Annotated in this window: 16 protein-coding genes and 1 pseudogene; 2 read left to right on the plus strand and 15 right to left on the minus strand. The window is 64.9% G+C overall.

Annotation, left to right across the window (positions count from 1 at the left end; translation table 11 throughout):
* Positions 1-43: 43 nt before the first annotated feature.
* The 6 genes from fusA to GGC64_RS09415 all read right to left on the minus strand — a co-directional run bounded on the left by fusA (position 44) and on the right by GGC64_RS09415 (position 5,074).
* Positions 44-2,149 (minus strand): elongation factor G, encoded by a 2,106-nt coding sequence (fusA, locus tag GGC64_RS09390; protein ID WP_192722098.1) that lies wholly within the window; start codon positions 2,147-2,149, stop codon positions 44-46.
* A gap of 84 nt (positions 2,150-2,233) precedes the next feature.
* The gene (gene rpsG, locus GGC64_RS09395) at positions 2,234-2,704 is read right to left on the minus strand and encodes a 30S ribosomal protein S7 (protein WP_192722099.1); all 471 of its coding nucleotides are present in this window, start codon (positions 2,702-2,704) and stop codon (positions 2,234-2,236) included.
* On the minus strand, positions 2,704-3,078 hold the full coding sequence (gene rpsL, locus GGC64_RS09400; protein WP_007167812.1) for a 30S ribosomal protein S12: 375 nt from the start codon (positions 3,076-3,078) through the stop codon (positions 2,704-2,706). The genes rpsG and rpsL overlap by 1 nt, the downstream gene beginning before the upstream one ends.
* Before the next feature lie 277 nt (positions 3,079-3,355).
* Positions 3,356-3,940 carry a TetR/AcrR family transcriptional regulator gene (locus GGC64_RS09405; protein ID WP_192722100.1) on the minus strand — a complete coding sequence of 195 codons (585 nt, stop codon included), beginning with the start codon at positions 3,938-3,940 and terminating at the stop codon, positions 3,356-3,358.
* A gap of 64 nt (positions 3,941-4,004) precedes the next feature.
* Positions 4,005-4,538, minus strand: a complete 534-nt coding sequence (locus tag GGC64_RS09410; RefSeq protein ID WP_192722101.1) for a DUF3558 domain-containing protein — start codon at positions 4,536-4,538, stop codon at positions 4,005-4,007.
* 2 nt (positions 4,539-4,540) lie between these two features.
* Complete coding sequence (locus GGC64_RS09415) at positions 4,541-5,074, minus strand: DUF3558 domain-containing protein (RefSeq protein WP_192722102.1); 534 nt, start codon at positions 5,072-5,074, stop codon at positions 4,541-4,543.
* A gap of 87 nt (positions 5,075-5,161) precedes the next feature.
* Between GGC64_RS09415 and GGC64_RS09420 the strand changes: the two genes are divergently transcribed.
* Both GGC64_RS09420 and GGC64_RS09425 read left to right on the plus strand, forming a co-directional pair.
* Positions 5,162-5,605, plus strand: a complete 444-nt coding sequence (locus GGC64_RS09420) for a DUF3060 domain-containing protein (protein WP_192722103.1) — start codon at positions 5,162-5,164, stop codon at positions 5,603-5,605.
* Position 5,606: 1 nt separating this feature from the next.
* Complete coding sequence (locus GGC64_RS09425; RefSeq protein ID WP_192722104.1) at positions 5,607-6,011, plus strand: DUF3060 domain-containing protein; 405 nt, start codon at positions 5,607-5,609, stop codon at positions 6,009-6,011.
* Between the two features lie 2 nt (positions 6,012-6,013).
* On the opposite strand, the gene GGC64_RS09430 is transcribed toward GGC64_RS09425, so the two are convergent.
* The 9 genes and pseudogenes from GGC64_RS09430 to GGC64_RS09465 form a co-directional block, all read right to left on the minus strand.
* Entirely contained in the window at positions 6,014-6,781 is a 768-nt protein-coding gene (locus GGC64_RS09430) for a crotonase/enoyl-CoA hydratase family protein (RefSeq protein WP_192722105.1), read from the minus strand.
* Positions 6,778-7,491 (minus strand): PaaX family transcriptional regulator C-terminal domain-containing protein, encoded by a 714-nt coding sequence (locus GGC64_RS09435; RefSeq protein ID WP_192722478.1) that lies wholly within the window; start codon positions 7,489-7,491, stop codon positions 6,778-6,780. The genes GGC64_RS09430 and GGC64_RS09435 overlap by 4 nt, the downstream gene beginning before the upstream one ends.
* A gap of 23 nt (positions 7,492-7,514) precedes the next feature.
* Positions 7,515-8,453 (minus strand): crotonase/enoyl-CoA hydratase family protein, encoded by a 939-nt coding sequence (locus GGC64_RS09440; RefSeq protein WP_192722106.1) that lies wholly within the window; start codon positions 8,451-8,453, stop codon positions 7,515-7,517.
* The gene (locus GGC64_RS09445; RefSeq protein WP_192722107.1) at positions 8,450-10,078 is read right to left on the minus strand and encodes an acyl-CoA dehydrogenase family protein; all 1,629 of its coding nucleotides are present in this window, start codon (positions 10,076-10,078) and stop codon (positions 8,450-8,452) included. The genes GGC64_RS09440 and GGC64_RS09445 overlap by 4 nt, the downstream gene beginning before the upstream one ends.
* Before the next feature lie 45 nt (positions 10,079-10,123).
* Positions 10,124-10,354: a deoxyribodipyrimidine photolyase gene (locus GGC64_RS09450; protein ID WP_192722108.1), complete on the minus strand. Its 231-nt coding sequence runs from the start codon at positions 10,352-10,354 to the stop codon at positions 10,124-10,126.
* Positions 10,355-10,461: 107 nt separating this feature from the next.
* Positions 10,462-11,322, minus strand: coding sequence for a CPBP family intramembrane glutamic endopeptidase (locus GGC64_RS09455; RefSeq protein ID WP_192722109.1), 861 nt, complete (start codon positions 11,320-11,322; stop codon positions 10,462-10,464).
* 141 nt (positions 11,323-11,463) lie between these two features.
* Complete coding sequence (locus GGC64_RS09460) at positions 11,464-12,048, minus strand: sigma factor-like helix-turn-helix DNA-binding protein (protein ID WP_370582035.1); 585 nt, start codon at positions 12,046-12,048, stop codon at positions 11,464-11,466.
* A gap of 217 nt (positions 12,049-12,265) precedes the next feature.
* Positions 12,266-12,469: pseudogene (locus GGC64_RS35255) on the minus strand (sigma factor); the annotation flags it as partial.
* 73 nt (positions 12,470-12,542) lie between these two features.
* Positions 12,543-13,331 (minus strand): alpha/beta fold hydrolase, encoded by a 789-nt coding sequence (locus tag GGC64_RS09465; RefSeq protein WP_192722110.1) that lies wholly within the window; start codon positions 13,329-13,331, stop codon positions 12,543-12,545.
* Positions 13,332-13,456: the final 125 nt, after the last annotated feature.

Below are 13,456 nucleotides of genomic sequence, written 5' to 3' on the forward strand. Positions count from 1 at the left end.
TGATCTTTGCAGTTGTTCTTCGCCGCGGTGACGGCAGGTCAGGTTACTGACCTGTCGCCTTAGCGATGATTTCCTTCGACACGTTGGCCGGAACTTCGGCATACGAGTCGAACACCATGGAGTAGTTCGCCCGGCCCTGGGTCTTCGACCGAAGGTCTCCGACGTAACCGAACATCTCCGACAGCGGCACATGCGCCTTGACGACGCGTGCACCTGCCCGCTCCTCCATGGCCTGGATCTGACCACGGCGGGAGTTCAGGTCGCCGATCACTTCACCCATGTAGTCCTCGGGCGTGGTGACCTCGACGGCCATGATCGGCTCCAGGATCACCGGTTGTGCTTGTCCCGCAGCCTTTTTCAGTACCTGCGAGCCGGCGACCTTGAATGCCATTTCCGAGGAGTCGACCTCGTGGTAGGCGCCGTCGAGCAGGGTGACCTTCACGTTCACCAGCGGGTAGCCGGCGAGCACGCCGTACTGCATGGCGTCCTGGGCACCCGCGTCGACCGACGGGATGTACTCACGCGGGATGCGGCCACCGGTCACCTTGTTCTCGAACTCGTAGGTGGCACCGTCCTCGCCCGTGAATGGTTCGAGGTCGATGAGCACCTTCGCGAACTGGCCGGAGCCACCCGTCTGCTTCTTGTGGGTGAACTCGACCTTCTCGACCTTGCGCCGGATGGTCTCCTTGTAGGCCACCTGCGGCTTGCCGACGTTGGCCTCGACCTTGAACTCGCGCTTCATCCGGTCAACCAGGATGTCGAGGTGAAGCTCGCCCATGCCACCGATGACGGTCTGGCCGGTCTCCTGATCGAGGTGCACCTTGAAGGTCGGATCCTCCTCGGCGAGCTTCTGGATCGCCGTGCCGAGCTTTTCCTGGTCGCTCTTGGTTTTGGGCTCGATGGCCACCTCGATCACCGGATCGGGGAAGGTCATCGACTCCAGCACGACCTGCTGGTTCGGATCCGACAGGGTGTCGCCGGTGGTGGTGTCCTTCAGACCGATCACTGCGTAGATGTGGCCTGCCGACGCGCGCTCGACTGGGTTCTCCTTGTTGGAGTGCATCTGGAACAGCTTGCCCAGCCGCTCCTTCTTACCCTTGGTGGCATTGATGACCTGCGAACCGGACTCGACGGTGCCCGAGTAGACCCGAACGTAGGTGAGCTTGCCGAAGAACGGATGCGTGGCCACCTTGAACGCCAGCGCCGAGAACGGCTCGTCGACGGACGGCTTGCGGGTGATCTCCTCGTCCTCCTTGCCGGGGGCATGCCCCACGGCAGGCGGCACATCCAGCGGCGACGGCAGGTAGTCGATCACCGCGTCGAGCATGGGCTGCACGCCCTTGTTCTTGAAGGCGCTGCCACACAGCACGAGGTAGGCCTCGGAGTTGATGGTCAGCTTGCGCAGCGCACCCTTGATCTCCTCGACCGACAGTTCCTCGCCGCCGAAGTACTTCTCGAGCAGCGACTCGTCGGTCTCAGCGACCGCCTCGAGCAGCTTGGTGCGGTACTCGTCTGCCTTCTCCTGCAGATCGGCTGGAATGTCGATGGTCTCGTAGGTCTCACCGAGCTTGGTCTCGCCGCGCCACACCTTGGCCTTCATCTCGACCAGGTCGACGACGCCCTCGAAGTCACCCTCGGAGCCGACGGGCAGCTGGATCGGAATGACGTTGGCGCCGAGACGCTCCTCCATGGTGCGAACCGAGAAGTAGAAATCGGCGCCGATCTTGTCCATCTTGTTGACGAAGCAGATGCGCGGAACGTCGTACTTGTCGGCCTGCCGCCAAACCTGCTCGGACTGCGGCTCGACACCTTCCTTGCCGTCGAACACGGCAACGGCACCGTCGAGCACGCGCAGGCTGCGCTCCACCTCGACGGTGAAGTCGACGTGTCCCGGGGTGTCGATGATGTTGATCTGGTTGTCGTTCCAGAAGCATGTGGTGGCCGCGGAGGTGATGGTGATCCCCCGCTCCTGCTCCTGCTCCATCCAGTCCATCGTCGCGGCGCCGTCGTGCACCTCACCGATCTTGTAGCTGATACCGGTGTAGTAGAGGATGCGCTCGGTCGTCGTCGTCTTGCCGGCATCGATGTGCGCCATGATGCCGATGTTCCGGACCTTGGTCAGGTCGGTAAGCACGTCCTTCTGTGCCACAGAAGTCTTCTCTTTCGCTTGATCGTTGCTGTTGTCAGGCTTGACACCCCAGCGCCTGCGGCTGCACTGCCGTCAGGCGCTGAATCACCAGCGGTAGTGCGCGAAGGCGCGGTTTGCCTCGGCCATTTTGTGGGTGTCCTCGCGTCGCTTGACGGCGGCACCCAGGCCGTTACTGGCGTCGAGGATCTCGTTCGCCAGGCGCTCGACCATGGTCTTCTCGCGGCGGGCCTTGGAAAAGCTGACCAGCCAGCGCAGTGCCAGCGTGACCGAACGGTCCGCGCGCACCTCGACGGGAACCTGGTAGGTCGCACCGCCGACGCGGCGGCTGCGGACCTCGAGTGCGGGCTTGACGTTGTCGAGTGCGCGCTTGAGGGTGACCACCGGATCGGTGCCGGTCTTGTCCCGAGCCTGCTCGAGCGCACCATAAACAATGCGCTCGGCCAGCGATTTCTTCCCGTCCAGGAGAACTTTGTTGACCAGCTGGGTGACCAGCTGCGACCCGTAGACCGGATCGTTGACCAACGGACGCTTGGGTGCGGGCCCCTTGCGTGGCATCAGCTCTTCTCCTTCTTGGCGCCGTAGCGGCTACGGGCTTGCTTGCGGTTCTTCACACCCTGGGTGTCCAGCGAGCCGCGGATGATCTTGTAGCGCACGCCCGGCAGATCCTTCACACGACCGCCACGCACCAGCACCATCGAGTGCTCCTGCAGGTTGTGGCCCTCGCCTGGGATGTAGGCCGTGACCTCAACCTGGCTCGTCAGCTTGACGCGGGCGACCTTCCGAAGCGCCGAGTTCGGCTTCTTCGGGGTGGTGGTGTACACGCGGGTGCACACGCCGCGACGCTGCGGGCTGCCCTTGAGGGCCGCGGTCTTCACCTTGGCGATCTTGTCGCGGCGGCCCTTGCGGACGAGCTGCTGAATGGTTGGCATCTACCGGCTTTCTGTGTAGCTAGTTCGTTCTTCAAGTCTCTGTACTGCAGTTATGTCCCGTTCACGTACCCCGCGATCGGGTGTGTCGCATGCGCCCGCCGCGTAGATTTTCTCTAGGCTTCGTGGACACGCGAATTGGCCCGGCGTGCAGGCATGCTTGAGCTTTTCACGTCTGCAAGCGCCTTATCTGCCAGGCACGATCGTCCACAATACCAGCAGGGCCGCAGCGCTCCAAACCTGCGCGAAACCGCCTAACCGCAGGTCAGCCCCAGCTCGCTCAGCGCCTTTCCATCCCGGTCGCCAGCCTCATCACCATATCCGTGAAAACGGCATCCGTGTCGATCCCGTACATGGCTCCGGTCATCTCCAGCAGCACGAACCCATGCATCGCCGACCAGAATTCGAGCGCGGCGTAGAACGCCGCGTCGCCGTCGAGGCCGTAGGAGGCAAGCACGGAGATGACCGGCGCGGCGGCCGCCCTTGTCGCGTCGGTGAACTCCGGATCGTCGCCGCCGAGCGGCATCCGGGTGAACGCCGAATACCGACCCGGGTGGTGGTGCGCGTAGCTGCGGTAGGCACTGGCCATCACCATCACCGCGTCGTCACGGGTGCGGCCCTCACCGACCGTGTTGAGCATTTCGATGATGTCGCCGACCACCCGCATGCGCACGGTGCGACGCAGGTCCTCGAGGCTCTGGACGTGGTTGTACAGCGACGGGCCCTTGGTGCCCAGCTGGGTGGCCAGCGCGTTGATGGTCAGCGCGTCCCAGCCCTCCCTGTCGAGGAACGTCAGCGCAGCATTCACTATGGAGTCCCGGCTGAGCTTGGTGGCGCGTCGGCCGCTCGCTGATGGAGCCGCCATGGCCGTTTCCTTCCGTCGAACAGAACCTGATCAGGGAAAACTAACACCTCTAGTTTCCCTGCGGTCAGTTGACGCGCTCCTGACTGAGCTCGGCGAGTTGGCCGGTGACCATGCACAGGTCCGGCAGCATCGCCGGATTCATCGTCTGGATCGACCACGTGATGACGTCAGAGCCCTTGGCCACGTAGATGCTGCAGGCGTTTGCGTCGAATGCCTTGAAGCCCTTGTTGCCGTCGATCGACAGTTCGGTCAACGTGCGTCCGGCCCGCTGTTCCAGCGTCCGTTCGGTGTCCATGTCGCTGCCCCGATACCACCAGGTCGAGATGCCCATGCCCTGGCCGAAGGTGCCGAGCACGGTGTTCTCCTGCCAGAAGCACCCGGCGTCGCTGACCACCGTCTTGGTGAACATCGAGGAGCCGGCGGCCTTGGTGATGTCAGCGTCGGTGACGCCGTTGCAGTCGGCGCTGCGGAACCCGGCGCCCGGCGGCGGTGCAGGCGTGCTGGGCGCCGCCGGATGATTCGACGGCCCGCAACCGGCCAGAGCCGCCGCCGCGCAAAGCGCACCCACATACGTCCAAATCGGTTTTGCGGCAGCCATGTTCACATGTCCGACTGCAGGGTGGCGGTGAGCAGCTTCTCTGCGTCCTTACAGGGATCGCCGCTGTGCTGGCTGCGGTACTGCACCCACCAACTGAGTACGCCGGTGCCTGCGGCCGCGGTGGCCGAGCATGCCGCACCTGTGGTGTCGCGCCGCGCGAGGAACGCCTGATGCCGCTCGACGACCTTCTCGGTGATCGTCGCGCCGCGTTGGGTGGCAAGCGCGCGTTCGCGGTCGAGGCTGCCCGTCTCGTACCAGGAGAACGTCACGTCAACCATGCCCGAACCGCGGGCCAACACGTATTGGCAGACCGCCCCGCTGTAGGGACGCACGATGTGGTCGGCGCCGATCGCCTGCTGAATCGAACTGTCCACCAGCAACCCGCATCGGTCGTCGACATATCCGTAACTGCGGGTGGGATCGGGCACCCCGGATTGCGCCCGGCGCGCAGCGCCGCCGACGGTCTGAGAACACCCTGCGACGGCCACTACCGCTATGACCGCCACGACAGCAACCGGGTTGACCCGCCAACGCATCGGTCATCACGCTACCCAGCACGGTCAACGAAGGCGACTCGTGCGAACCACTGCCACGACCGCCGATCACCGACGTACGCTCCCTGCATGATGTCGAGAGCCGTGGCCCGCTCGTTGGCGGCATGCATGGTTGCGTTCCCGGTCGCACTGACGGCGGCACCCGGCGCGAATGCGGATCCGGACCCGGTCGTCTGCAATCCGTACTTACGCAACTGCGCCGACAACGCTGTCGTCGGTGCGCACGTCCAGGGCGATACCCACATCACCGGTGTGGGCATCCAGCAGACGCTGGATTGCAACAACGGCACACTGCTCGTGAACGGCAGCTACAACACCGTGTACGCACTGGGCAGCTGCTGGGCGGTCACCATGCAGGGCTCGTCGAACACGGTGATTGCCGACAACGTCGTCAACGACATCACCGTGTACGGCAACGACCAGATGGTGTTGTACAAGAGCGGTGAGCCGGTGGTGTTGGACCGCGGCCGGCAACTCGGGATGGTCAACCGGATAGATCGGGTAGCCGCCTGATATGTCGAAACACGCCTTCGCCGTCTGCGTTACCGTCGCGGCCTGCACTCTGGGATTGGCAGGCTGCAACTCCGAAAAGAGGGACACCGACGCCCCGATGGCGACCGCCGGGACCTCGGGCGCCCAGGTCGAAATCGGCAACACGATCAACTACGGGTCCTTCGGCACCACCGCCGACATCGACTGCGCCGACGGAAAATCGCTCAACGTGGGCGGTTCCAACAACTCATTGACGGTCAAGGGCACCTGCGCGAGCGTGAACATCGGCGGTGCCGACAACAAGATCACCTTCGACAACATCGACAAGGATTTGTCGGTGGTCGGCCTGAACAACACCGTCACCTACAGGGCCGGCGACCCCAAGGTCGAGGACCTCGGGTCGGGTAACAAGATTTCGAAGGGCTGACGCTAGGCGTTCGCGCCGTGCCTGCCCGCGCCGGCAGCGAATCGTGATGCGCCCTCGAGTGATTCGGCTGCCACGCGCGAGATGCTGGCGAATTCGAAATCCATGGCCTCGGCTTCCGATGAACCCCATTGGTTCAGCAGCGACATCCGATCCGACCGCATGCACTGTTGCGGCAGCTCGGCGAGTTCGGCGGCAAGCGCCTCCGCACTCTGGCGCGCTTGGCCTTTGGGCACGACACGGTTTGCCAGCCCCATCGCGAGGGCTTCTGCTGCGTCGACACCGCGGCCGGTCAGGATCATGTCCATCGCCCGGCTGTGACCGATCAGCCGCGGCAGTCGCACCGTACCGCCATCGATCAGCGGGACGCCCCACCGCCGACAGAACACGCCGAAGACGGCGTCCTCTTCGACGACACGCATATCGCACCAGATCGCAAGCTCGAGGCCGCCTGCGACCGCGTAGCCGCTGACCGCCGCGATCACCGGCTTGGACAACACCATTCGGCTCGGGCCCATCGGACCGGGGCCGGTGCGGTGCACCGGGTTGGCGTCGGGAGTGCCGAGCGCCTTGAGATCTGCTCCGGCACAGAATGTTCCGTTATCGCCCCAGAGCACGGCTACTGCTGCCGAATCGTCCTTGTCGAACTCGTTGAACGCCTGGTACAACTCGGCGGCGGCGGCACCGTTGACGGCGTTGCGCGCCTCGGGCCGGTTCATTATCACCGTCGTCACGGGACCATTGCGCTCGACCCGAACACCACCACTTGTCACGTTGCCTCCATCAGTTCGACGTTATCGCGCCGCGCGACCACTTCCGCGGCGAAGTTCGTGTAGGCCTTCCGCAGCGCATCGCCAGGCCAATCATCGGGCAGCAATTCCCGGGGCAGCACCGGGTCAGTCAGCACATGTCGCATGATCGCGGCAGCGGCGACGAACCTCGCGGAACTACCTGTGGCGGTTGACATTTCACGCAACAAGTGATGGCCGTAGCGGGCCCATCGTGGCAGGTCCCACAGCCGGGCCGCGAGCTCCGCCGGGTCATCGTCGCGGGAGTGCAGCATCCGAACCCGGTCCAGAACTTCGGTCGTGAGTTCTACGTTCAGGTTGTCGGGCCGCAGCCATACTCCCTCGCGAAGTTCAGCGAAACGCTTGTCCTGCAGCGTGGTTCGCAGCGCAGCACGGGTGCGGGCGTCGGTTCCCACACTGGTGATCACCAGCGTGGTCCACATGCCGTCCCAGCTACGCAGCGTGGGGCTGATCGCGTCATCCTGACGGCGCTGCCTAGCCAGCAGCCGGTCGGAGAGCCGGTAGCCGTCCTCGGACCGCACCAGGTCTCCCGCACTGACCATGCGGGTGAGTGCCACCCGAAGCGTTGGTTCCTTGACACCGAAATCTGCTGTGAGCCTGATGAGTTCACCCGCGGTGGCCCAGGCCGGATGCGTACCAAGCATGACGCTCAGCACCACCGACCGCGCTGTCAACCGCGAGGGTATGGCCGACACGGCTAGACTCCGGATGCCTTCCGGCCATAGTCACCGAATGGCTCGTCGCGTTGCCGGACCGCTTCACGGAAACCGTGCTCGCGCGATTGCGCGACGAACGCGTGCCCCTCGGGGGTGTGCCGGGCGATGCCGTCGAACACCGTGCTGACCATTCGACTGGTCGCGATGCCCTGCTGCAACAACGCTGTGTTCATCGCCAGTTTGACCATGATGAGCTGGTTGACCGGAACTGCCGCGATGCGTTCGACCAGCCGCTCGGTGCGCTCGTCAAGATCCTTCGGGTCCGGCGCCTCAACCGCGAGCCCCCATTCGGCGGCCTGCGCACCGGTGATGCAATCACCGGTCAGCAGAAGACGTTTGGCGCGTTGATCGCCGAGGCGATGCGCCCACATACCCGCGGCAGGCACGCCCCAGACGCGGGTGGGCGGGTAGCCGATCTTGGCGTCTGCCGCGGCGATCACCTGATCGGCGTGCAGCGCGATGTCGGTGCCGCCCGCCACGCAGTAGCCGTGGATCTTCACCACCGTCGGCTTGTCGGCGTGCAGCAGACTGGAGAAGCCTCGGACGAAGCGGCTCATCATCTGGTAGTCGATCATCGGATCCCACGGCTGATCCGGCAGATGGTTGATGGCCTGTGTCTTGCCGGACAGCACCGTGTCCTTGTACGGGTTGCCGCCGCCTGCCGACGACGAACCCTCGGCGTAGGCGGACAGATCGAAACCGGCACAAAAGCCTTCGCCCCGACCGGATACCAGGATCACGTGCACATTGGGGTCCAGGTCGGCCCGCTCGACGAGGGCCGACAGCTCCAACGGGGTGTCCGCGATGATCGCGTTGCCCTTTTCAGGTCGGTTGAAGGTGATGCGCGCAACCCGATCAGCGACCTCGTAGGTCATCGTTTTCAGGTTGTCGAAGTCCACCGGCCTAATGGCGTGCGTCATCCCTTGACCATCGCACGCTCCAGGATCGGCGCGAGATCCAGCCCCGTTGGCATGGTTCCGAACGCGCCGCCCCATGCGCCACCCATCCGGGTGGCCAGGAACGCCTCGGCGACCGCGGGGTGCCCGTGGCGCACCAGCAGGGAACCCTGCAGCGCGAGGCTGATGTCCTCGGCGACCTTGCGGGCGCGGTACTGGATGGTCTCGACATCCGCCAATGCTGGCTTGAGAGCATCGACGTGGGCATCCAGGCGTGGGTCCTGGCCCGTCGTCTTGGCCAGTTCGTCGAAGAGCACGTCGACACATTCGGGCCGAGTTGCCATGGCGCGCAACGTGTCCAGCGCGCTCACGTTCCCTGAGCCTTCCCAGATGCCCATCAGCGGCGCTTCTCGGTACAAGCGCGGCATGCCGGACTCCTCGACGTAGCCGTTTCCGCCAAGGCATTCCATCGCTTCGGCCGCGTGTGGGGTCGCGCGCTTGCACACCCAGTACTTGCTGGCCGCCAGGCCGATGCGACGCAGCAGCGTCTCCCGGTCGTCGCCGCGCACCGCCGCATCGGTGGCACCGGCCATCCGCATTGCGACCATGGTCGCAGCCTCGGCCTCGACTGCGAGGTCGGCAAGCACGTTGCGCATCAGCGGTTGGTCAATAAGGTAGGCGCCGAACACCTTTCGGTGCGCAGCGTGGTGAATGGCGCGGGTAAGGCCGCTGCGCATGCTGGTGGCGCTGCCCAGGGTGCAGTCGAGCCGGGTGAGGTTGACCATCTCGATGATGGTCGGCACGCCGCGCCCCTCCTCCCCGACCAGCCACGCGGTGGCGCCGTCGTACTCGACCTCGCTCGACGCGTTCGCGTGGTTGCCGAGCTTGTCCTTGAGCCGCTGCAGGAACATCCGGTTGCGAGTGCCGTCGGGCAGGATCCGCGGCAGGAAGAAGCAGGACAAGCCGCCGGGCGCCTGGGCCAACACCAGGAAGACGTCGCACATCGGCGCCGACGTGAACCACTTGTGGCCGACGAGGCGATAGGTGCCGTCTCCATTCGGCGTCGCCTGCGTGGTCCCTGCGCGGACATCCGAGCCGCCCTGCTTCTCGGTCATCGACATTCCCGCAGTGATGCCGGCCTTGGTGGCGGGCACCTTCAGTTCGGGGTCGTACTCGCGGCTGGCGAGCAGCGGCTCATAGATCGCCGCCAGTTCTGCGTTGTTGCGCAGCGCGGGCACGACGGCATAGGTCATCGAAATCGGGCAGACGTGGCCGGGCTCGGGCGTCCACGCCGACATCTTGGCGGCCCGCACGACGTGCGCCCCGGGCCGGTCGTCGGCCCACGGCGCCGCATGCAGACCGTGACCGATCGCGGCCTTCATCAGCTCGTGGTAAGCCGGGTCGTACTCGACCTCGTCGACGCGGTGGCCGTAGCGGTCATGGGTGTGAAGGATCGGCTGGTTGCGGTCGGCCAGCTCGCCCCAGCGAACCGCCTGCTTGCTGCCGGCCAGGGCCCCGAGTTCGGTGACCTCGTCGAGCCCCCACTCACCGCCCTCGCGGATCAGCGCCTCGGTCAGTACGGGCGAGGTCGCGGGGTTGAAGTTCTCCAGTGTCGGGACCTGGTTGGTGACGGCATGCGTGTCTGGCATGCCTTTATATTACAGTTTCACGACAGTCGCACAATGGGCGTAATATCAGCTCTTCTTCGACGGAATCACGATCACCACGATCAGTGTCAAGATCGAGAAGAACAGCCCGAGGATTCCCCATCCCAGCGCGCTGCGCCCTTTCATCCCGGCGATGAGGGCACACACAATGGCCGCGATGATGCTGCCGATGGCGACGAAGATGCCCTTGATTCCCCGCAGAATGAAACCTGCCGCTTCAGGCTGACTCTGTGCAGCCAAGACCAATTCGTGCAGCATGATCCTCCTCAAGAGATGCCCCGCCCCCGTCGAGCACGAGTACCCGAGGGGCGAATCCTCAACCTGTGGTGTTCCTGTCTGCTGCCGAACACGCGAATAGCCCTGCTTTAGTCACGCGTCGGCGCGCTGCTCCTGCCGTCCCGCAGGTATACGGCGGCGACGGCGACAGCAATCAGCACGAGTACGGCGAGCTCCATGAGCATGCCGACCGTCCCTGGATTCGGAACCAGCGAGTCGGCTGCGTTGAAGCCGAAATGAGCGGCGACCGCGGCGATCACGCCGCCACGCAAACGCTCGACGAGAAACAACATCACCAGCGAGAAGGGGAACAAACCAACGAGCAATGTGACGCCGCGGACGCTGAGCAGGCCCGCAGCTTGTTGCCCGGTGCCGTGCAGAAAGAACAGCGGTAGATGCCACACCGACCAGACCAGCCCGATGATCGCGGTGGCTGCCAGGATGCCGTGCTCCCGACGAACTCGTGGCTGCAGATATCCCCGCCAGCCGAACTCCTCGGCCAGCGGCCCCGCCAACAAGGTCAACCCGACAAATCCGACAAGCCCACCCGCCTCAGCCAGGGCCGCCGACGAACTCTGCGACACCGTCGAGAGATCGTTGCCATGCAGCACAAGCGCGGGCAGGCCGGGCACCGCAGTTCCGACTACAAGCCCTAGCGGTACCACCCACCACGTCGGCTGACGGACCGGACCGCGCTCGCGAGGATGGACCAGCCACATGACTGCAGCCATCAAACTCGGCCCGCAAGCCGCGACGGCAAAGAGGGCCTGCGCTGGACCCCCGCGCACGTCCGCACCGAGACCGATCAAAACGATCATGGGGATCCAGGTGAACGCATACGTGGCGAGCACGAAACCGCGGGCCCGACGCCGGACCGGAGCGGCTTCGCTCATCACCTGCGGGGACGGATCTGCTTCATTCGAACCAGCGGGCGAAATGTGGGCGGCCATGTCCACTCCAGATTCAGTGTGCGGTCCGGTCGTGCCGATGGTAGTGGCAGACGATGCGGGCGAGATGGCCGGACAAATCCTTGAATTGCTGAGGGACGCTTCGCCATTGAGGGGTCGACGCGAGGTTCGAGAATCTCGAAGTCAGCTATTTCGAGCCGGCGGCAAGGTTCGGGGAAGTCCGAAGGGGACCAGCACGCTGTTGTCGAAGCGGGTCATAGCGCAGATACGATCGCCCGCGAGCGTGAGCACCAGCAGGCCGGTGGCATGGAAGACGCCGGTAAGCGGATCGCGGAGGTAGACACCGAAGGCGGGCTGTCCGTTGGCCCTGGTCGCTACCAGCCGGAATACGCGGCCTGTCCGGAACATCGCGGCTTGGAACTTCGCTGCCGATTGGCGGCCGTGATACTCCATTGGAAGAGGGGGCATGGTCAGCCGGACGTCTTCGGAGAGTAGGGCCACCACGCCGTCCACGTCGCTGGCCTCGAAGGCTCGAGTGAGCCGTTCGACGAGACCGCGCTCCACGGGCGAGTCCGGTCGAGGCGGTGGTTGAGCTTCGGCCGGTGGGAGCCGCTGCCGCAGCGTGGCGCGAGCACGTTTGAGCGCGCTGGTCACCGACTCCTCGGTGCTCTCGAGGATGTCGGCGACGTCGCCGGCACGAAACCCGAGTACGTCGCGCAGGATGAGCACGGCGCGTTGACGCGCCGGCAGTAGCTGCACGGCGGTCACGAAGGCCAGCGAGATTGCTTGCTTGGCCTCGTAGCGCGCCTCGAGCGCGGTCTGCGAGGCCTTCGAGGAGGACCTCCGGACAGGGCTCGAGCCAGACCACCTCGCCCAGACGAGTGGGCTCGGGCGGCTCAAATCCGGGCGGGAAGGCGGTCATCTGCGGCCGGCGGCTGCTTGATCGCAGCGCTTTGAGGCATTGGTTTGTGGCGACCCGATACAACCAAGTCCGCAACGAGGACCGCTCCTCGAAGCCGCGAAGACCCTGCCAGGCCGCCAGCAGGGTTTCCTGCAGCGCGTCCTCGGCGTCTTGGACCGATCCGAGGAACCGGTAGCAATGGACCAGCAACTCGCGGCGATGAGGGTCGATCAGCCGGCGAAACGCTTCCTCGTCTCCGGTCCGGGCCGCGATCAGGTCTGTAGTCACCGCTCCATCCTCGTGTCACGTCTTCCTCCCGCTTCGTGCGCGATCCCCTGCGGGTGTTGGTCTGCGTAGCTAGTCAGTCGCGTCCTGCCTGTATGAGAGTGTCAGCGAGTTCACTGGGGCGGGTGACCATGACGTAGTGGGCGCCGTGGATTTGCAGGATCCGGCACAGCGGTCCAAGCCGCTGAGCGAACCGTGGGAACGAGCTGAATTCACCTGGCGGCAAGGCGAAGTCGTTGACCGGGTGTATGTAACTGGTCTTGAGCCTTCCCGTGCAGACCCCTTCGTAGAAGACCTCGAGATCGAGTTTGTCGGTGAAATAGGCGACCGGGATGGGCGACATGTCGGCATAGAGTGCGGTGGCGGTGGGCAGATCCATGTCGTTGCAGGCGCGTTCCCGGATCACCTCGAACGGGAGCAGAAATCCCTCAGCGGCATCGGAGATGCCGAAGAAAGCGGCGTCGGCCGGCGGGAACTCGTCGGCCAGCGCGTTGCGATGTGCCGCGGCGAATGCGCTTTGGAACACCAATCTCTTGATGCGTTCGGGGGCCTGCTCGGCGGCCTTCGCGATGAAGGCCCCCGCAATCGAATGCCCCACCAGCACTACAGCCGACAGGTCGTGGCCTTGCAGGTAGGCCACGAGCGAGGCCACCGCGTCGGCGTGTGTCAAGTTCATCGCCGCATCCGGGCCATGCCCTGCAAGCGTCGGGGTATGTACGACGTGGCCCCGGCGCCGTAGCTCGGAACCCACGTACTCCCACACGGTTCCGGTCTGGAAGGCTCCGTGCACCAACACGAACGTCAACCGCTCTCGGGGGGACTGCTCTGGCTGGTGCTGCTGCCTGGTCAGCGATAGGGCGGTCATGCGTCCTCCTCGTCGGTCACGGCGGATGTGTTGGTCAGTCATTGGTACTGATCCCGGCGAGGAAGAGAAGTGGGCGGCCGCGACCGCCCAATTGCCCAACCGGCAGGGGTCTATCCCGTTGAGCC

The sequence above is a fragment of the Mycobacterium sp. OAS707 genome (assembly GCF_014873705.1).
Lineage (GTDB): Bacteria > Actinomycetota > Actinomycetes > Mycobacteriales > Mycobacteriaceae > Mycobacterium.